Origin of the sequence: Sediminispirochaeta bajacaliforniensis DSM 16054, from assembly GCF_000378205.1 — a bacterium.
GTDB classification, from domain to species: Bacteria; Spirochaetota; Spirochaetia; order DSM-16054; family Sediminispirochaetaceae; genus Sediminispirochaeta; species Sediminispirochaeta bajacaliforniensis.
This window is the reverse complement of sequence record NZ_KB899408.1, coordinates 133,742-153,857: the sequence shown is the minus strand read 5'-3', so window position 1 is coordinate 153,857 and position 20,116 is coordinate 133,742. Positions and strand designations below refer to the sequence as shown.

18 protein-coding genes and 1 riboswitch are annotated in these 20,116 nt (G+C 53.0%); of the genes, 6 read left to right on the top strand and 12 right to left on the bottom strand.

The features are described 5' to 3' along the window. Positions 1 to 63: 63 nt before the first annotated feature. The 10 genes from F459_RS0103995 to F459_RS0103950 form a co-directional block, all read right to left on the bottom strand. Complete coding sequence (locus tag F459_RS0103995) at positions 64 to 795, bottom strand: aspartate/glutamate racemase family protein (RefSeq protein ID WP_020611446.1); 732 nt, start codon at positions 793 to 795, stop codon at positions 64 to 66. Between the two features lie 18 nt (positions 796 to 813). Further along, entirely contained in the window at positions 814 to 2,094 is a 1,281-nt protein-coding gene (locus F459_RS0103990) for a TRAP transporter large permease (RefSeq protein ID WP_020611445.1), read from the bottom strand. A gap of 21 nt (positions 2,095 to 2,115) precedes the next feature. Further along, entirely contained in the window at positions 2,116 to 2,709 is a 594-nt protein-coding gene (locus F459_RS0103985; RefSeq protein WP_020611444.1) for a TRAP transporter small permease, read from the bottom strand. 65 nt (positions 2,710 to 2,774) lie between these two features. Further along, complete coding sequence (locus F459_RS0103980; RefSeq protein ID WP_020611443.1) at positions 2,775 to 3,848, bottom strand: TRAP transporter substrate-binding protein; 1,074 nt, start codon at positions 3,846 to 3,848, stop codon at positions 2,775 to 2,777. A gap of 85 nt (positions 3,849 to 3,933) precedes the next feature. Next, positions 3,934 to 5,112, bottom strand: a complete 1,179-nt coding sequence (locus F459_RS0103975; protein ID WP_020611442.1) for a M20 metallopeptidase family protein — start codon at positions 5,110 to 5,112, stop codon at positions 3,934 to 3,936. A 14-nt stretch (positions 5,113 to 5,126) separates the two neighbouring features. Continuing rightward, positions 5,127 to 6,152, bottom strand: a complete 1,026-nt coding sequence (locus tag F459_RS0103970) for an aspartate-semialdehyde dehydrogenase (protein ID WP_020611441.1) — start codon at positions 6,150 to 6,152, stop codon at positions 5,127 to 5,129. Between the two features lie 4 nt (positions 6,153 to 6,156). Further along, positions 6,157 to 7,542, bottom strand: a complete 1,386-nt coding sequence (locus F459_RS0103965; RefSeq protein WP_020611440.1) for an aspartate aminotransferase family protein — start codon at positions 7,540 to 7,542, stop codon at positions 6,157 to 6,159. A 55-nt stretch (positions 7,543 to 7,597) separates the two neighbouring features. Then, positions 7,598 to 8,374, bottom strand: a complete 777-nt coding sequence (locus F459_RS0103960) for an IclR family transcriptional regulator (RefSeq protein ID WP_245540068.1) — start codon at positions 8,372 to 8,374, stop codon at positions 7,598 to 7,600. A 98-nt stretch (positions 8,375 to 8,472) separates the two neighbouring features. Next, on the bottom strand, positions 8,473 to 9,228 hold the full coding sequence (locus F459_RS0103955; protein ID WP_020611438.1) for an IclR family transcriptional regulator: 756 nt from the start codon (positions 9,226 to 9,228) through the stop codon (positions 8,473 to 8,475). Between the two features lie 31 nt (positions 9,229 to 9,259). After that, on the bottom strand, positions 9,260 to 11,167 hold the full coding sequence (locus F459_RS0103950; protein WP_020611437.1) for a transglutaminase-like domain-containing protein: 1,908 nt from the start codon (positions 11,165 to 11,167) through the stop codon (positions 9,260 to 9,262). A gap of 59 nt (positions 11,168 to 11,226) precedes the next feature. On the opposite strand from F459_RS0103950, the gene F459_RS0103945 reads away from it, so the two are divergent. After that, positions 11,227 to 11,958: a M48 family metallopeptidase gene (locus F459_RS0103945; RefSeq protein WP_020611436.1), complete on the top strand. Its 732-nt coding sequence runs from the start codon at positions 11,227 to 11,229 to the stop codon at positions 11,956 to 11,958. On the opposite strand, the gene F459_RS0103940 is transcribed toward F459_RS0103945, so the two are convergent. Continuing rightward, positions 11,933 to 13,402 (bottom strand): xylulokinase, encoded by a 1,470-nt coding sequence (locus tag F459_RS0103940; RefSeq protein ID WP_020611435.1) that lies wholly within the window; start codon positions 13,400 to 13,402, stop codon positions 11,933 to 11,935. The genes F459_RS0103945 and F459_RS0103940 overlap by 26 nt on opposite strands. A gap of 9 nt (positions 13,403 to 13,411) precedes the next feature. Next, positions 13,412 to 14,650 carry a ribose-phosphate pyrophosphokinase gene (locus F459_RS0103935; protein WP_026294880.1) on the bottom strand — a complete coding sequence of 413 codons (1,239 nt, stop codon included), beginning with the start codon at positions 14,648 to 14,650 and terminating at the stop codon, positions 13,412 to 13,414. Between the two features lie 128 nt (positions 14,651 to 14,778). Further along, positions 14,779 to 14,903, top strand: a riboswitch (FMN riboswitch). 77 nt (positions 14,904 to 14,980) lie between these two features. Between F459_RS0103935 and F459_RS0103930 the strand changes: the two genes are divergently transcribed. From F459_RS0103930 to F459_RS0103910, 5 genes are read left to right on the top strand one after another with little or no spacing between them, the layout of a single operon-like run. Then, on the top strand, positions 14,981 to 16,039 hold the full coding sequence (locus F459_RS0103930; protein ID WP_020611433.1) for a BMP family ABC transporter substrate-binding protein: 1,059 nt from the start codon (positions 14,981 to 14,983) through the stop codon (positions 16,037 to 16,039). A gap of 4 nt (positions 16,040 to 16,043) precedes the next feature. Then, the gene (locus tag F459_RS0103925; protein WP_020611432.1) at positions 16,044 to 17,606 is read left to right on the top strand and encodes an ABC transporter ATP-binding protein; all 1,563 of its coding nucleotides are present in this window, start codon (positions 16,044 to 16,046) and stop codon (positions 17,604 to 17,606) included. Next, a complete protein-coding gene (locus F459_RS0103920) occupies positions 17,603 to 18,610 on the top strand; it encodes an ABC transporter permease (RefSeq protein WP_020611431.1) in 1,008 nt (335 codons plus the stop codon). Before F459_RS0103925 ends, F459_RS0103920 begins: the two co-directional genes overlap by 4 nt. Then, positions 18,607 to 19,467 carry an ABC transporter permease gene (locus F459_RS0103915; RefSeq protein WP_020611430.1) on the top strand — a complete coding sequence of 287 codons (861 nt, stop codon included), beginning with the start codon at positions 18,607 to 18,609 and terminating at the stop codon, positions 19,465 to 19,467. The genes F459_RS0103920 and F459_RS0103915 overlap by 4 nt, the downstream gene beginning before the upstream one ends. After that, entirely contained in the window at positions 19,464 to 20,111 is a 648-nt protein-coding gene (locus F459_RS0103910; RefSeq protein WP_020611429.1) for a septal ring lytic transglycosylase RlpA family protein, read from the top strand. Before F459_RS0103915 ends, F459_RS0103910 begins: the two co-directional genes overlap by 4 nt. The last annotated feature ends 5 nt before the right edge of the window (positions 20,112 to 20,116 follow it).

Genomic DNA, 20,116 nt, shown 5'->3' with positions numbered 1-20,116 from the left:
CCTCCTATGGTTTTTAAGCGAAGAGACTATGTTTCGGCAGCGGCGCCGGGAATTGCAAACAGTTTAGAGATAACCGGAATAGGATCGGGGAACAACCGCGTCGTAAAGCTGGTGGATCATGGTAAGATAGTCGAACACCGGCAGGCCAGTCGACTCTCTCACGGCGGCGGCATAAGGGGGCAGAAGACTACATTCAAGTAAGATCAAACCAATATCGGTATGGCTGCGAGTCATCGCTTTTGCAACAGCAACAACCTCGGCCTTGATCCGCTCGGAATCAAGCTCCCCCTCTTCTCGAAACACCGCTGAGACGAAATGGTCCGCCTTTTCCAACCCCGCTATCACAAGATCAGGTCCGGAAGCGATTCCGGCAGCCCCGAGTACCTGATCATCGAGACTTTCCGAATTTGCAGTGATAATCCCGATTTTCTCGCCCTTTCCCAACATCGTTCGCATAAATGCGATCTGGGAAAGAGAAGACATGCAGACAGGAACCGATACTGCAGCTTTAATGGCTTTCTGATAGAGGGCCATAAAACCACAGTCCCCGGTAATTGCCCGGACCCCGTTGCCTTCAAGATCCAGCGCGGCCCGGATGAGAGCATCGACCAGGCTCATATCATGGGCGAAAATACGCTCTACCGTAAAACCGGGAACCCTTTGAAAACGAACCGGGAAATTATAGCTGGTGGCGTTTGCCACATCACCGGGAATAAATGGCACGTAGTTTTCCAAAAGGATGATACCGATGGCCTCACCATAACTTACTTGGTCCGGTTTTCCACGATAGAGCATTGATCGCTTCCCCTCTCCCTAGTTGATAAGTGCCGAATTCGGCAGGAAGGTCGCCAGCTCGGGAAAAATGATGATCAAAAGCGTCGTCAGGATCAGCATCAGAATAAAAGGCGGCGTATGACGTATAACCTCCCAATATGGACGTCTGAATATCAGCTGAGCGGTAAAGATATCACAACCGAAGGGAGGCGTTGCCGAACCGATGGCGGCCTGCAGGGTTACCAGGGTACCGAGAAAAACGGGATCGATTCCCAGGCTTGTCACATAGGGCTGGAAAATTGGGCTCAGCACGTAGATTGCGACGATGGGATCCACAAACATGCAGGCAACAAAGTAGGAGATAACGACAATCAATATCACCTTTAACTGGGTTGGATCAGCGCCGATAATGACAGGCATAATCTCCTGAGGAAGCCGCAAAAAACTGATAAACCAACTGAAGGCTTGTCCTGCTCCGACGAGGATAAAAACAACTCCGGTGATAATGCCCGTATCAAGGAAGGCTGTGACCAGCTTTTTCCAGGTAAGGGTTCGAAAAACGAGGCCTTCGAGAAGAAGGGCATAGGCAACGGCCGCTGCGGCCGCCTCGGTAGGACTGAATATTCCGGCATAGATTCCACCGACGATAATCAGCGGAAAACCAAGAACGAGAACTCCTTTTCTAACCGCTTCTTTTCGTTCTTTCCAGCTTGCCTTCGGCAGCACCCCAACGTGCTTTATCTTCGAATAGGCATAGGAATAGATTGAGAACATGAGAAAAATCAAAATTCCAGGAATGATACCGGCAAGAAAAAGTTTACCGATTGAGGTGCTGGTAACAACACCGTACACGATAAAACCGATGCTTGGCGGAATAAGGAGTGCGATATCACTCGAATTAATGATCAAACCGAGGGTAAAAGGGCTATTGTAGCCAGCCTTTAGAAGCATCGGTCTCATGGTCCCCCCAATTGCCGCTACCGTAGCCTGGGTCGAACCGGATACCGCACCAAAAAGGGTGCAACTTGCGTTGGTCGTTATCGGTAAACCTCCCGGAATATGACCAACAAAACTTTTAACCATATTGATGAGTCGGGGAGCAGCCTCTCCCGACGTAATAATATTGGCACCGAGAATAAACATCGGAACACAAACCAATGCCGGCGGGGTCATTCCGTTGATGACCTGCTGAACCAGCACGGTAAAATTAAAGGACGGATACGCAGTACCTATATACAGCAGCAAGGATCCGAGGATAACCACCATAAAAGGGAACCCCAGGAGCAACATGCTGATCATACTTACCCATAAAAGTGTCATCTATTTCTCCTTTCGTCGGACTTAATAACCGATGGTTCCCTCTTCCTCGTATTCACTCTGCTGTTCCGGGGAGAGCCACACATCCTTCTCGGCAATGTTCTTGATGATGGTTCTGATGTATTGGATTCCCGCAGAGGCAAAGCCGATGGGGACTATAATCATAAAGGTCCAGTAGGGGACCTGAAGGGCCGATGTCAGCTGCCCCAGAATTCGCATCTGATTCATGTACTGGAAGCCGTACCATGCCATAATCAAAAGGACCACCGCGTTTATTGCGGAAATAACAAAGATAAAAATCTTTTCAAGTTTGGGCGGCATAAGATCGAGGAAGGCGCCCATACGAATATGACGGGCCTTTCTCGCCGCATAACTGACTCCGACAAAGGAGATGAGAATAATAAGAAACTTTGAAACCTCATCGGCGTAGTAGATGCTCTGGAAAAAGGTTCTCGCAACAACATTGGCAATCAACAGGATCGCCAGGGCTGCTATTCCAATGGAAAGAACCGCAACCTCAAACCAGTCGATCACCAGTGCAATGATTCTCCCAACGTTCTTGGTGTTTTCTTTCAGTTTTTCTTTCGTCTCTCTATCCTGTTCCTGATTCATACGCATTTCTTCTCCGGTAATACAATGTGCGGTGCGAAATACGTTCGCACCGCACCCGTCCACACCTGGAATTATTCAACTCCAAGGGCAGCCTTTGCATTCTCGATATCCCGAAGAAGGATTTTGAGGGCCTCAACGGCACCATCTCCGGCAATACCAGGATATTTATCGTTCCACACACTCTCCGCCATCTTCTTTGCCTTGGAGATCTCTTCTTTGTCCCATTCGGTCCAGACGATGTCGGGTTTCTCTTCTTCGATCTTTTTCCGGTCGCCGGCATTTCTGGCATCAATCCACTCGGCAGCATTGATGATGTTCTCCAAAAAGAACTTCTTCATCATTTTCTGCATATCCTCGGGCAACTGATCGTAAAACTGCATGTTGACCGTAGGGATGCCGAGAAAGGGTTCGGCCCACATCTGAGTAAAGTAGTTAGTTACCTCATAGAACTTCATGCTGTAATCGGCAAAAAGTGGATTGACCTGTGCATCGATCAGCCCGGTCTGGAGCCCGCTGTAGACCTCGCCGTAGCTCATGGGGGTAGGACTCATACCGTAAGCACGGTAATCCTCAACAAGGAGTTTGGAACCCATGACCCGGGTTTTCATACCCTGAAGATCATCGAGGGTGACGGCCTTTGGCTTGGCGGTAAGCCACTGCCACCCTTCATAGACAATACCAAGGGGAACAAGCCCGTTTTTTCGAAACGCCTTATCGAGGAAGGGCATGATCTCTCCATTCTCCACAACCCATTCAAGGACTTCCGGCATTCGGTCCTTGGGCCAGAGATAATGAAGGCTTAAAACCTGAACCTCGGGAACAAAGGCGCTGATCCATGCAAAATCGGTAAAGACGAACTCGACAACACCAATCTGGGCCAGCTCGTTGATATCCCTGGTATCCCCAAGGGTTCCGTAGGGATATACCTCGAGATCGAACTGTCCATCGGTCTGCTCTTTCATATAATCGGCAAAGTTATTTGCCCATACCGTCATAAAGTCGCCTTCGATCTCCTCGGAAGCGAGCTTGGCATTGATAACCTTACCGGAAGCGCCACCAGCCGCTTCCTGACCGCCCTGTGCAAAAAGACCACCGAAGGTGATAAGGGTAATCATCAACACAGAGATAAGAACTCTTTTCTTCATCTAATACCTCCTAAAGTATTCATTTAACAGTACGTACGCTCTTATGCGGAGCATCTCCGCAGTAGTGTCTTTCCATCTACCTCCTTCACGTTGTATTGCCGAAATAGGCAAAAACGCTTTGCACAAAAAGTTCCACCCCGGTGGCCATGGTATCCTCATCGATATTGAACCGGGGATTGTGATGCGGATAGGTGCTTTCTTTCGACGGATTGCCTGTCCCCAGAAAAACAAAGGCGGAAGGAACCCGTGAGGCATAGGCGGAAAAATCCTCCCCTGCCATTGAAGCATGGCCGACAACCTTATCGGCTCCAACGATCAGGGAAGCTGTCTTGTGCACAAGTTCGACCATATCCCGATCGTTGACGACCGCCGAATTCTCCCGTTCCACATGAACTTCGCAGCTGCAGCCGTGTACGGCGCAAACCGCTTCGGCAAGCCGCTTTAGTCTGGCAGGAGGATCCTCTTCGCTGCCGGAGCCGCCGGCATAGAGATAGCGCATGGATCCTTCGAGGGTTACGGTATCGGGAATGATATTGTTTTTTGTGCCTCCCTCGATTTTTCCGAACATAAGTACCGTAGGCTTCATGAGACTGATTTCACGGGTCTGAATTCGTTGTGCTTCCATTACAATGGCTGAGGCCGCGATAACAGGGTCGACGGCACCTTCCGGATAACCGGTGTGCCCCCCGCGTCCCTGGATAACGATTTTGAAGATGTCCATGCTTGCCATAACGGCACCGCTCTGAATGCCGATCTGGCCACTGGGAAGGGGAGTCCAGATGTGTATTCCCAACGCCGCGTTTACATCCGGATTCTTCATAAGCCCCTGCTCCACCAGCTTTTCGGCACCGGCGATCTCTTCGTTCGGCTGAAAGACAAGCTTCACGGTTCCAGGAATGCGGTTCCGGTACTCTGTCAGGACCTTTGCCGCAATTAGAAGCATGGCCGTGTGGGCATCATGACCGCAGGCATGCATCACACCATCGTTGACCGATGCGTAGGGCAGATCGTTCTCTTCTTTGATGGGAAGAGCATCGATATCCGCCCGCAGCATCAGCACAGGACCGGGAGTGCGCCCCTCGATGAGAGCAACGACCCCCGTATCCGCTATCCTTTTGGGGAAAAGGCCAAGCCCTTCCAGAAACGTTTCCACCTTTTCGGCGGTACGATACTCCTGAAAACCGAGCTCGGGATGCATGTGAAAATCACGCCGAAGAGCGATAAGCTCCTCTTTCAACTCGGCAATCCGGGCCTTGAACTCCATGTTCCCCCTCCAGTTTAGAGAATATTCTGCTCAAGCAGGGACTCGGCCACCTGAACAGCATTCAGGGCGGCCCCTTTTCTAACATTATTGGAAACAACCCACATGTTAAGGCCGTTGGTGATGCTTTCATCCTTGCGGATGCGGCCGACCATGGTGAGGTCTTCGTCATTTGAAAAAAGCGGCATCGGGTAACCGTTCTTCGCCGGTTCGTCCACCACCTTTATACTTGGGGCAGCGGCAAGTAGCTCTCTGGCCTTCTCAGGGCTCAGAGGCCGTTCGGTTTCGATATTCACCGATTCACTGTGACCGTACCAGACAGGAACACGAACACAGGTTGCCGACACCTTGACGGAGTCGTCTCCCATGATCTTGCAGGTTTCGAAGATCATCTTGTTCTCTTCTTTGGTATTTCCCCCTTCCTGGAAAACATCGATGTGGGGAATACAGTTGAAGGCAATCTGGTACTGGAATTTGCCGGTTGTCTGAACCTTTCCGGTCTCAAGATAGCTCTTTGCCTCATTCGTAAGGGAATCGGTACCCGCTTTTCCGGCCCCGCTTACCGCCTGGTAAGTCGATACAACAACACGCTTTATCTTTGCATAATCGTGGAGAGGTTTCAAAGCCACCACCATCTGTATGGTGGAGCAGTTCGGATTTGCGATGATCCCGTTGTGCCATTTGAGATCGGCCGGGTTTACCTCAGGCACGACCAAAGGACATTTGGGATCCATCCGCCATGCCGATGAATTATCCACAACAACGGCGCCCCGCTCCGCAGCCTTTGGCGCAAGATCGAGGCTTGCATCTCCGCCGGCGGAAAAGATGGCGATATCTATGCCCTCGAAATTTTCACCCTTGGCTTCCTGTACCTTCCAGTTCTTTCCGCGAAAAGAGACCTCTTTGCCGGCGTTAGCTGCAATATCGAGAGGGCGAAGCTCTGCAACGGGGAAGTTTCTCCGCTCAAGGGTTCTGATCATTTCTCCGCCGACCATACCCATGGCTCCTACGACGGCTACATTGTATTGTGCTTTCTTTGCCAAATAATCACCCCTCCTTTGCTTCTTTTTCGATATCGCGAATGACATCGGAGATAATGCCTATGGCGGTCATGGCAAGCTCTTCGGTTATGATAAGCGGCGGAAGAAGGCGGGCAACGTTGTTGTAGTGGCCACCGACCTCGATCATGACACCGCGACGATGGGCATAGGTCCTCACCTTTTTGGCAAAATCGGGGGCGGGTTCCTTGGTTTTCTTGTCCTTTACCATCTCAATGGCCATCATGAGACCGATTCCCCGTGCTTCGCCAACGATGGAACAGCCGGCCTCAAGCTCTTTCAGTTTAACCATGCATTTCTTGCCAAGTTCGGCTGCATGTTCACACACCTTATTATCGAGCATCCAGTTCAAACCTGCGGCACCGGCAGCAAAAGCAATCATATTTCCCCGGAAGGTTCCGATGGTCTTTCCCGTCGGCCAGGTGTTCAGCTTCTCTTTATAGGCAATGGCACTGATTGGGAAGCCCATACCGCCAAGGGCCTTGCTCATGGTGATGATGTCTGGAACGATATCGAAGTGCTGGAAGGCAAACATCTTACCTGTACGGCCGAGACCTGCCTGGATCTCATCACAAATCAGTAATACATCATGCTTATCGCAGATCTCCCGAACCCGTTTCATAAAACGGGTGGTGGGAATGATGGTTCCTCCCTCACCCTGGACCGATTCAAGGATGACGGCGGCCGGTTTAGAATAACCGGAGTGGCTATCGCTCAATACTCGTTCAAGGGTCTCTGCAGCCTGAAGATCGACATTCTCATCGGGGCAGCCGAACGGATTTCGGTAGGTATAGGGGAAGGGAATAAAACGGACACCCGGTGTTAGGGGACCCAGCCCCTCTCTGTGGCCCTCATCGGAGGTAAGGGCCAGGGCGGTTCCGGTCATACCGTGATAGGCCCCCTCAAAGGCGATGACCTCATAGCGGCCGGTATTGTAGCGTGCCAATTTAATAGCTTGCTCCACGGCATCGCTTCCGGTAGGGCCGCCGAAGAAAACCCTTGTAAGCTCATCGGGAAGAATTTTCATCAGGGTTTCGACCATTTTCTGCCGTGTAGGCGTGGGAATGTCGAGACTGTGTGTAACCTGATCGATCTGTTCGTGGGCAACCTTCAGAATCTCGGGATGGCTGCTTCCGAGGGCCATAACCCCTGCGCCGCCAAACATATCGATGAAAACATTATCGTCAACGTCCACAAGGGTCGCACCCTTGCCCAGCTTCAGGGCCATGGGCATCCCCTTGGAATAGGAGACCGCGGAGCTCTCGTGTTCGCTCTGATACTTCAGAATCGCTTGAGACTTTGGTCCCGGGGGCGTCACCTTTATATCCGGGGCATGCTTCAACGAAAGCGGTTCGAAAATTTTGTCATCTTCCATCATCTTTCTCCTTAACAGAAAATCCTATCAACCATGAGCAGAGAAAGCGCTACGCCTAATTTTCTCTGCCCAGTTCTTCGCTAATTAATTGTGCTGTTTTTTTGAGGGGGCCGATCCAGGCCGAAAGACGGTCCTCGGTCAAACGCATTGAAGGACCGGAAATCGCTATGGAAGCGACCATTTGACCACGATAATCCACGATTGGAGAGGCCATGCTGTTAAGGTCGTCGCTGAACTCCTGAAGCTCAAGGGCATAACCTCTGGCCGAAGCAAGACGAGAAGCCTCGATAAAGGCCTCGGGCGTCACAAGCGTGTGCTCCGTACGCTTTTCAAAGGTGAGAGAAGATAGCATCCGCTGTTTGGTATCCTCTCCCATGGCCGCGAAAAAAAGCTTGCCGCTTGCACAGGTATTGAGTGGATACGTGTAGGTAACATCGGGATTAAGGGTGAGGTGATTCGAACTCTTCACCTCTTCGATGGCAATAACCGTATCCTCGCAAAGAACCGTGAGATAGATATTCTCCCCGACCTCTTTCATGAGGGCCGTCATCATCGGTTTCGCCACATCACGCAAATTCCGGCTTAAAGGAACCGTGCTTCCCAGCTTAAAAAGCTTAAAGGAGAGCATATACCCCTCATCCTCCCGGATAACGTAGCCGATTTTCATCAGCGTCGTCAGAAGCCGGTAGACATTTGCCCGTGTAAGCCCCAAAGCACGCACCATCTGGGCCGGCTGAACAGGCTGAGAATAACCTATGTATTCCAGCAGCCGAAAAGCCTTAATCACCGTAGTTGCAGGTGCGTAGCTTTTTGTATCAATATTTGAACTCATGTTTATATTGTGCAACACGGTCATAGTGTAAAGCCACTCCTTTTATCTGTCAAGAACAAGAATCAATCATTTAGGGTAATTTGAAGGCAAGCTCCCGCTTAGCGGGTCATGTGTCTCGATACTTCGTCGGCTATTGCCGTCAGGGAGGCTACGACCGACTCAATGGCGGCCCGATCGAAATGATCGACAGGCGCAGAAATGCTGATGGCGGAAACGATCTTTCCCCCGCTGCCGAATACAGGAGCGGCAACGCAGTTGAGCTCATTGGTCATCTCCTGGAAGTCACAACCGAAGCCTTCTTCCCGGATCCGGTTCAGGGCCTCGCGAAGACGATCCCGATCGGTAATCGTGTGCTCGGTATGGCAGATAAGGTCAAGAGAGGAGATCAGCCGTTCGCGTTCAGCCTCTGGCTGAAAGGCAAGAAGCACCTTTCCAAGACTGGTACAGTAAAGCGGCTGACAGGTACCGATCGGCCGTTCAAGCATGAGATAGGCGTTGGCATCGACTTTGTCGATAAACAGAACAGAAGCCTCATGGAGAATACCGTGGTTTACGGTATGGCCGGTCTCCTGGCTAAGTCGCAGCATTGCAGGGCGGGCGGGGTCGATGAGATTTCTGGTATGAGGAACCGTGTTGCCCAGCTCAAAGAGCCTGAAGGTGAGAACACATCTGCCGTCGCTTCTCTTTTCAACAAAGCCGAGGTTGTATAAGGTGGCAATATGCCGATGGACATTCGCGCGTGCGAGCCCAAGATCCTTGGCAATTTCGGCGGGTTGAGCGCCTCCCTTCTCCGCAATATACTCGAGAATTTCCGACGCAGTTACGACTGTATGAATAACGCCATGGTCAGCCACCCTACCATCATAGAGGCTTAGGAAAGAGTCGTCAACTTGAAGGCAAAGGCTCGGGAACAGAGGCCCCTGCGGGTAGAAGTGCCAAATTGCGGAGGAGTTCGGCATCTTCCGAGGGATAGGCAATAGTCAACGAAGCCCCTGGGCGTGCTATCCTGAGCAGTTGCCGCCAACGTCCGCCATCCCGCTCCAACAGAAGAAGAGGAGAACCGGGGCGCTTGACCGCAATGGAAAGGCCGAGATCGAAACGACTCGAATCAATGGTGTAAAGCAATGCCCCACCCCTGTCTTCTCCGCCGCCGAGGCTCCCGAAGAACAGCTTATCCTCCCCATCACGATAGAGCAGCACTCTGTCAAAGCCCTTGTCGGGGACCAGCAGGGGGAGGGACGCTTCTCCTTTCCCCGCCGTGATCTCCGGCTCATAGCGTCTGCCCGAAGCATCAAAAAGTACCAGGGGAACATCGGCAAGAGAGGGCTGCAGTTTGAGATAGGCTTTTCCCGGCTCAAGATAGACGGGAAGGGGATCGGGCTGTACCGCACGGGAAAGATCCACAAGGTAACGAGGATCGGCCTGGTTTCGAGAAAAGGAGATGATCCACTGTCTCAGGTTCGAGACAATTTTTATACTATCATCTGCGCCCAGGGGAACAGGCTCAAGATTCCATCTCCCTCCGGCAAGAAGGTGCCAACGATACAATTCACGTGCTCCTTTCGGACCGGAGATGACTGTTCCCGGATCCTTTCCGATATCGAAATTCTCGCGAAGCACGGCTCCCTTCTCAAGACCGGAAAGATCGATGTTCTGCTCGAAATAGCCACCGCCCCCTCCGGGATAGAAGATCCGACCGGAGGCATCCGGTCCCAGGGTATCGGTGGATAAGGCGAACTCTCCGCCGGGAAGAATAAGCAGACCGTTTCCCTCTCCCCGGTTGTTTCGCAAAAAAATCCACCGATTGGAACGGGGGGAATCCCGAAGGAGGGCACCGGTTGCATCCCTAAGGGTACCGACAAAAAGGGGTGCCGAAAGCTCCCCGGCGACCTTACGGCGAAACATATGGATCTCGCCGGCGGGCTCCGCTTCCATTCCTACAATAGAGCGTTTATCCTCCACGGCACGTTCTTCTATACGTACCCCCGATCGGGGATAGCCTACAACGTGAAAGGGGTCGACGAAATGGAGGGTCGCCTGCACATCGTAGCTGACCCAGCCCGCATCCTCGTAATACACCTCGATATGGGCATGATAGCCTCCGGAACCTTCCGGTCCGTAGCCCCACATATGGCCGGGAGGGATATAGGAGTCCACCACTTTCGCCGGAATACCGAGACTCCGCAAAAGGATCGCTGCTGCGTTGGAATAGCCGTCGCAGTCGGCTCGCCCGCTTCGCAGCACCTGAGCGGGATCCTCGGAAGCATTAAGCAGATAGGAAACCGACGTTCGAACCGATAGAAGTATCTGCTCAACGGCCTGATCCTGACGTTCCGCCCCCGATGCCGCAGCCAGAGCCCGGGCGGACATCCAACGCATATTGGCCTCGGAAACGGGATTAACCTCTTCAATGGGCTTTTCGCTGCGTTGCCCATTTACAACAGTTATCCGGACCCCGGTCCGGCGAGTTGCATATTCCAGCCAGGGAGCAAGGTCCTCTCTTTTACGGTAACGATCTCCAGGGGGAAAGGGGACATCGCTTGTGAAGGGCCTAAGGTCGGCACGATTCTCCACAACGATTCTTCCTGCTGCTCTTGCCACCACCTGCTGGCTGTTGGATTCATTTTCATATTGGGGAAATTCATTCAACAAGGCGGCATCATCGGAAAGAACGGCAAAGCGAAAGACCATGCTGCCACTCACAACCATGGTTCCTGCATGAAGTGCTTCCGACAAAATCGAAACCATCAAAACAAAAAAAAGAAGAATTTCTCCCTTCTTGGATTCCTTCATCTTTACCCCCCTAATTCAGGATACTACAATCCCTTGAAAGAGGGCAAATCGGATGAAGTATGAGCGGTAAGGAATCAATCCCTTTGCGCGTCGGAACGGGAAGCTTTGATGTTTCCATCCTTCGGCGCAAACGTCAAAAACATATCCGAATCAAGATTTCAGGTTCGGGGAATGTCAGCGTTTCTTGTCCCGTAACGACCACAAAGGCGGAAATAGAACGGGCCATCGAAACAAAACGCCGGTGGATAGCAGGTCATCTCTGGCGCATAGAAGAGGATCTCAAGCGCACAGACCCTTCCACGAGGATATTTTTGAACGGGAAAGAGTATCCGGTGGAAATCACGACCTCTTCAAAGCGGAAAAGCTACGGAGTCACCCTCGATCAAAACAGGAAAGCGGTTGCCGTCGTCGGCCCCGATCGTTCCAAACCCCTGATTATTGCCTCGCTGAAAAAGTGGCTGGAGGCCGAAGCCAGAAGCCGGCTTAAGGTATTGGTTAGAGAGATATCTGCGGAGGTGGACATTCCGGTACATAAGGTCTTTATCCGCAATCAGCGCAGCAGATGGGGAAGCAGCTCCTCAGGAGGAAATATCTCCCTCAACTGGCGGGTAATCATGCTTGAACCGGAGCTCCAACGCTACCTGGTGATCCATGAATTGTGCCACCAAATCCACCTCAACCACTCCAAGCTCTACTGGAAGGAAGTGGAACGGCTGTGTCCCAACTATGCAGAGATAGACAAGCAGCTGAGGAATCTGCGAAGGATTATGGCTCTCTTTCGGGAAGAGTAGCGCCCTTGGCAGCCCCCTCTGAAAGGGAAAAAGCATCGAGAAGCCTGTCCCGCGACCTGCGGTAGGAATCGTAGCGACGGCCCCAACGCCCATGTTCTTCGTCATCGGGATCGAAACGGTCGGCAATACGGACCAGCCGTTCGCTGATCGGAACGATATCATCACAGCCTTCGAGCATGGCAAAGGCCGCTGCGGCAGCACCTGTCAGTTCACAATCCAAAAGCTCCGGAATCAAAAGGGGTACGCCAACAATATCTGCTTTCATGCTGTTCCATATCCGATTGCGTCCCTGTCCGCCGCAGACCCTCATCTCCGTCACCCGGCAACCAGCCTCGCTTAAACTTTCGATGCAATCCCTGATCCCGAAGCCGATGGCCGAAACCACGGCCTGTCCCATCTCCACCGGGCCATGGTCCGGTAACAGTCCAGCAAAGACTCCACCGGAAAACTCCCAGACAGCACCTCGATGAATACTGGGAAAGAAGAGGGGGCGGGAAGAAAAGGGAGCCGTATGAATCTCTTTCAGCATCTCTTCATAATCACGACGATCCTGGCCGGAGATACGCCGAAACCACTCAAAGACCAACCCTGTGGAGCTGAGAATTCCGGCGATATTGTAAAGCCCCGGAACCGCATGCGGCAAAGGTCTCACCCGTGGGTGGCTTAGGCGTTTCGAGGCGCAAACATTAATCCCTTCACTGGTGCCCGCACGATCGCAGGTCATGCCGGGACGGACAACCCCACTACCGAGAAGGGCCATAAGAAAATCCGACCCTCCCGCGGCAAGGGGGATTCCCGCCCTAAGGCCGAAACGGGAAGCAGCAGACGCCGAAACGACACCGGCAGGCGCTCCTGTTCTAACAGGGGGAGGAAGCATCTTCAGCGGGATGTCGTAGAGATCGGCGCTTTTCCGACTCCAAAGATGGGGGATGAATTCCTCCGACGGGGTATAGAAAAAGCGTTCGCCGGTAAGAAGATAGCCGAGATACTCCGGACAGCCGATAAATCCTTCTATGGTTCTCCAGAGATCGGGATATTGGCGGTACCAGGCCATCTTCGGCAAGAAGAAGGAGGGGTCACCGTCGAGCCGTCGCTCCCGCCTGTCGTGCCAAAGCAGTGAGCCGGCAACGGGCTTGCCGTCACGGCCGAGAGGAACAACAGAGGGACCGTTACCGCTTATCGCCACAGCATCGATACTGCCGCAGCAATCCGGTCCGAGCCGATGAAGAAGCTCATGAAAGCCGGCATCCCATAGTTCGGGATCCCAGAGCCCTTCCCACGTTAATGCACTTTCGGCAGCTTTCGGAGGAGCTATTTCCGGAAAAGGAACCCGCACCAGAGAAAAGGCATGCCCGCCGGAGTCTATCACCGCCCCCTTCATGGAAGAGGTGCCGATGTCGACGGCAAGGACCTTGCCGTTCCGGCGGATACTCATCTTTCCCATTCCTTTTCTTCACTCCTTACGCAGCAGCTTTTGTATGATGCGGCTATTCTCAAGCAGAGGAGAAAGAGAGCGCCCGTGGTGAAGCCTGCTGATGATACGTGCATGAAGATCAGTGATGTCGGCGGAAATATACCATTCACGATCAAGTAACATTGCGTCGTGATAGACTGCGTTTGTTCCGATGATTCGGTAGAAGATTCCCTCTTTATACGCCTGGTCAAAGTGGTCGACGGCATCGCCGGTAAAAAAAGGAAGGCTTGCGGCGGCTATGATCTGCCTGGCGCCCAGTCGTTTCAGCTCCCGCATTGCTTTCATCAAGGTGCCGCCCGTCCCAAGCATATCATCGGCCATAAAGACGATCTTTCCCGTTACGTCCCCGAGGAGCCGAATATTGGTAATGTTACTACTCGATGCATCACGACTTACCCGCGAATAATCCCGTTCCTTATATAAAAGGGCCAAAGGCTTTTTCAGATTCCCGGCATAAAATTTATTGCGGTCCACGGCCCCGGTATCGGGGCTGACCACAACGAGGTCGGGGTCGCTGAGATCAACAAGATCCTTTAACGCACGAATAATCTGATAGCTTCCGTGAAGATTCTCCAAGATCAGCTTATTGAAGGTGTTTTCGATCTCCTTCGAATGGATATCCACGGTTATGATCCTGCTGGCACCGCTGTGCTCACACATCTGGCCGAACCAACGGGCGGTGAGAGCTTCCCTTCCCCGCTTCTTATGCTGGCGACTGTAGGGATAGGTCGGAAGAACAAGGGTAACGCTTTCCGCACCCGCTTCCAGGGCGGCATCGATGGTGGTGAACAGCATCATCACATGGTCGTTTACCGAAAGACGCACCAATTCCTCGGAATTATAGAAAGATAGAGGGTAGTGATTTTCCACATCCTGGATGATGAAAACACTCATTCCCTTCACCGAAGAGAGGAGTTCCGACTTGAATTCCCCGTTGGCAAATCTGGTAAAACGTACAGGCAGCCGAAATTCGGGCGGACGAAAACGGTCTACCGGTCTCTTTCTCGGATCATCCTCAAGCCGATGCAAGTCCTCAATGAGGTTCATTCTCTTCCAGACCTCTTCGGTTGTCATGCTGTACTTTGCCGAAAGATCGGAAGCAAGTTTATGATACTTCTTGACATATTGGCGTTTAAGATGCCGAATCACATCGGAAGTAAATTGCTCGGCGCCGGGGCAGGCGATGATCCCCAGACTGGCGGGTTTAATAATACTCATAGAAACGGATACCTCGGAATCGATAGTTCTCTTCTGGACCGTAGCCGAGCATACCACCAGAGAGGGATAGGGGTCAACCAAAGCTCTCTTGACGAAAAGCTCACGGATTCATACTATATTTTTCATACCATTTTCTTCGAGGGAGGGACTTCGGGTCCCGACCGGCGGTGATAGTCCGCAATCCCGAAAGCCTTGGGGTGAAACGGTGAGATTCCGTTACCGACAGTGAAAGTCTGGATGGGAGAAGAAATATGGGATCGCCTACCGCACGATAGACCTTCCTGTAGCTCCCCCCGGAAAAATGCTGTTTCGATCCACAAGGAGGGATCGGTGTTTTTTCATAATATAGGAAAGAGAAGAATCGGCATGCATCTTCTCGTCATAACCGTTTTTTTGTTCTTGACCCTTGTGTTCCCCGGATGTTCACAAAAGGATGATACATACGACATTGCCGTCTTCATCCCCGGTGTTACCGAGGGAAGCCCGACCTACAGCGAAATGGCCGACGGGGTGCTTGCTGCCGCAAAGGAACGGGATAAGGTCGAGGCTTCGGTTATCGAAGGGGGCTTCAACCAGGGAGAATGGGGCGAAAAGGTAAAGGCTCTTGCAGCCTCGGGCGACTGGGATCTGATTGTTACGACAAATCCGGCTCTGCCTAAGATTTGTGAAGCAATATCGGGGGAATTCCCGCAGCAGAAATTCCTCATACTCGACGGATTTCTCGAAGGTAATCCGTCGATTTACACGCTGCGATACCACCAGATGGAACAGGGGTATCTTGCAGGAACCTTCGCAGCTCTTGTTACCGGCTCGGATATGAGTGGTGCCGACAAGGAACATCTCTCGGTGGGAATGATTGTCGGTCAGGAATATCCGGATATGAACCAGGCAATACGTCCCGGCTTTGAGCGCGGGGTAAAACGTGTGGCACCGGAGGCAAAGATCGAATTCCGCGTCGTGGGGAACTGGTTCGATGCCTCAAAGGGCTCCGAACTGGCCTCATCGCTCTACGACAGCGGAACAGACGTGATCCTTACCATTGCGGGAGGGGCAAATCAGGGAGTGGTGGCCGCCGCCAAGGAACGGGGCCGCTACGTACTATGGTTCGATACGGCGGGCTACGATGTTGCGCCGGGTACGGTTATCGGGAGTACCGCCGTCGAACAGTACCGGGCGGCCTACGAAAAGAGCCTTGCGGCTATCGACGGAACGCTTCCATTCGGCAGTGCCGAGGTCGCATCGACCAAAGACGGGTGGATCACCTTTGTCGAAAACGACGAACACTACAGGGAAACGGTCCCCAAAGAGCTGAGGGAACGACAACATCGGTTTCTCGAAGATCTGAAGCAAGGCAATCCTCTCCTCCCTCTCTTAGAGGAAGAGCGATAAGGCCATGGACCCCGGCCGGAAACAGATAGCGGTATCGCTGAAGGAAATCGATAAAACCTATCGTGAAAACGGAATTCATGCCTGTCGTTCGGTCTCTCTCAATGCTGCCGCTGGTGAGACGGTTGCCCTGATTGGAGAAAACGGTTCAGGGAAATCGACCCTTATGAAGCTCATGTGCGGTTATCTGAAGCCGGACAGCGGGACCATCCTCATCGGCGGAGAGGCGAAACACTTTTCAACGACGGCCGATGCTCTTGAAACGGGCATCGGCATGGTCCGTCAACAGGTTCGGCTGATTCCCGATTTTAGCGTTCTTGATAACCTCCTTTTGGGAAACGAGCCGACTCGATTCCCCGGCAGGATAGAACGGCGAAGGGCTGCTGCAGAGATACAAAAGGTCTCCGACCGATACGGTATTCCGATAGAACTTTCGAGAAAGGCCGGGGGGCTTGATGCGGTGGAACGCCAGAATGTGAGCCTTCTCTATCTGCTTTCCCGCTCGGTGAAGGTGATTGTGCTCGACGAACCGACCACTATTTTCGACGATAGGGAAACCGAATATCTGTACAGGCTTCTTGCACGTCTGAAAGAAGAGGGGCACACAATATTTATCGTTACGCACAAATTACGGGAGGCGCTGGGGAACGCCGATACGATTGCGGTACTTCGTGAGGGAAGATTGATCAGGACCCTTCGTTCCAAGGAGTGTAGTTTGGAAAAGCTCACTCATCTCATGATCGACGGAAAACCTCAGAAGGAGAGGACCGATATCACCAGTATAAGCAGAAAGCCCAAGACGACAGACAAAAAGGTCGCTGGGCCCTCATCCCCCTTGCTTTCCGTCGAAAGGCTTACCTGCAACTGCGAGGGCTACCCGCCGCTCAAAGGGCTCTCGTTCTCCCTCTCGCCCGGAGAAGCAATAGCCGTGCTGGGTATGCGGGAAGCGGGGCTTGAAACCGTGGAGCGGCTTCTTGCCGGTCTCTCTCCTCCGGACACGGGGGAGATATGTCTGTTTGGAGAGCGACTCGAACGGCTCAGCCCGGAGCTGCTGCGTAAAAAAAGGGTTGCCTATGTACCGACAGACAGAATGGTCCGGGGTGCCAGTATCTCATCCACGGTTGCGGAAAACCTCATTCTTCTGAACTACCGGACCTTTCACGGCTGGGCCACCATGAAGGAGGATGAGATCCAACGCTTCACAAAACACCTCTTTGAGGAGTACGGGATACGAGGAGGAGCAGGCGACCGCATGGATGCGCTCTCCGGAGGGAACATTCAGAAAGTCATTATCGGAAGGGAGCTTAGCCGTTCCCCTTCCCTCATACTCTTCGCAGAGCCCTCCTGGGGGCTTGATGTAGCAAGCAGAAAGCGCATACTTGAAAAGATTGATTCAATGAAACAGGCTGGCAGCGGTGTCCTGCTGCTCACCTCCGATATCGACGAGGCGCTTTCCGCAGCCGATCGTATCGTCGTTCTTCACGGAGGGGCGATGGTGGCCACGGTGCAGGCACGAGAGCTCGATAGAGAAAAAGCTGGAAGATTGATGCTGCAGGGAAACCCTTTATGAAGCGGAGTCACAGAACAGCAACGGCTCTTTCTGCCGCAACCCTTACCGCCCTGCTCATCATGCTGATAGCAGCTCCCCATCCGGGAAAGGCGATACTCAATTTCTTTACCGGGCCATTCTCTTCCAGATACTACTTCGGCAACATGCTCTCCCTTGCGGCCCTTCTGATGATCGCCGGAGGCGGAATGTCGATTGCCTTCCGCAGTGGAGTTTTCAACCTGGGAGGAGAAGGCCAGGTCTATGCGGGAGCCTTTACTGCGGCCATGTTGGGTACCATACTCCCACCGGAAAGCGGTTTTCTCGGAATCGCAATCATGGTGTCCGCCGCATCAGTGGCAGGAGCAGCGGCGGCAGGGCTCTGCGGCTTGTTCAAGCGGTTCTGGAATACCGACGAGCTGATAAGCTCTTTTCTCCTGGGCCAGAGCCTGGTTTACACCATCGACTATCTGATCATAGGTCCTCTCCGGGACCAAAAGAGCTTCCTCCTTTCCACTCCGGAGATTTCCAAAAGCTTTTGGTTGCCCCGACTCCTCCCCCCCTCCCATCTGACCCCGGTGATTTTCATCGCACCGCTGATCGCATGGTTTCTGTATCTCTATCTGTTCAAGAGTTACCGAGGCTACGAGCTGCGCCTCTGCGGCCTGAACCGTGAATTCGCCCGCTACGGAGGCATCGATGTGGATCGCCATCTCGTAGTACCTATGATTATCAGTGGGGCTCTCTACGGTATCGTCGGGGCCTTTACGATTGTAGGGGATCTTCACATGGCCATCCAGGGAGCAAGCTCCGGATTGGGCTGGAACGGCATTGCCGTGGCGCTTATCGGAGCCAACCATCCCTTGCTTATCATCCCGGCCGGTATCGTTTTTGCATTTCTTCAGGAAGCGACGGATACCGCAACCCTTTCCAGCAGTATAAGTATGGAATTATCAAGCATCGTTCAGGGGGTGGTCTTCCTCTTTATCACCGCCCGTATTGTGATCGGAAGGAGGAAAAAGCAGTGATTGCAAGCATCTTCGACCTGATGGCACCGGTCCTCATTGCGGCCCTCGGCGGGGTCATAACCGAACGGGCAGGGATACTGAATATCGCCCTGGAAGGACTTATGCTGATAGGGGCCTTTACGGCGGTAGTGGTGGCAGGCTTTAGCGGAAGCATCATACTGGGGCTGCTTGCCGCAGCGACGGCAAGCGCCGGGGCGGCAGCGCTCTTCGGTTTCTTCGGCGTCCGCCTCCAGGCAAACATCTTCATCGCGGGTCTTGCGGTCAACCTGCTGGCCACGGGCCTGGTCACCTTTCTTTCGGGTCAGTTTTTTTCCACCAGAGGGGTCATACGCATTGCAAACATGCCATCTCTGCCGCATATCCCCTTTCCGACGGGAGGAACCATCACCCCGGCGCCCCTTGTCGGATTGCTGCTTGTCCCCCTGCTTATCTATCTGCTCAACCAGACACCCTTCGGCCTGCGAGCCAGAGCTGCAGGTATCGACCCGGAAGTGCTCAAGGGACGGGGTGTTTCTCCCGGAGCTGTCCAGTTTCAGGCCATCACCCTTTCAGGGCTTTTTTGCGGTATTGCCGGAGCATTTCTCTCCCTCCGCCTCGAGGCCTTTGTTCCCGGCATAACCGCAGGGAAGGGATGGATAGCCCTGGTCGCTGTTTTCCTCGGCAGAAAATCTCCCGTCGGGATCTTCCTGGCCTCATGGCTTTTCGCCTTTGCCGATGCGGTCGCAGGGAATGCCCAGGGCTTGAGTTGGCTTCCGCCGACGCTCATGCTGGCCTTTCCCTACCTGATAACCTTTCTGGTCCTTATCGGCGCATCGGCACTTATGTCGAGGCGTAAACATGCCGAGAGAAAAACATGATGCAGCGTGCTTTTTTTTCGTCCCTACTGCTTTCTCTCCTTCTTTTTCCCGGAAATCTCTTTTGTCAGCCACTGGTGGCCGATATGGAGGCGAAACAGGTCGGTTTCGCCTCCTGGTACGGAGGGAAATTCCAGGGGCGAAAAACCGCCAACGGAGAGGTCTTCGATACCAACAAGTTGACCGCCGCTCATAAGACCCTGCCATTCGGGACCCTTGTACGGGTGACAAATCTGGACAACGACAAAAGCGTCGAAGTGAGAATCAACGACCGGGGGCCCTTTGTGGAAGGACGTATCATCGACCTGTCCAGGGCTGCGGCCGAGGCTATAGACATGGTTGGGAGAGGGATCGCGAAGGTTTCACTGGAAGTAATCGGAGAACCTCCCGAGGGAGTACCCCAGGACCTCTATCGACGCCATGAAAAAAACGCAACTGTCACCATTCAGGTCGCAAGTTTCGGACTGCGGGAAAACGCAGAACGTACGCACACGCTCTTAGCAGGCCGCGGAATAAGCGCCTCGATAGAAGCAGCCCCCACCGGCCACTATCGGATCGTGGTTCCACATGTGGCCAACAGCGAACTGGAAGCCATGCGAAAAACCCTCTCGGAACTCGGCTACCCCTCGATACTGATACGAGAATAAGCCGT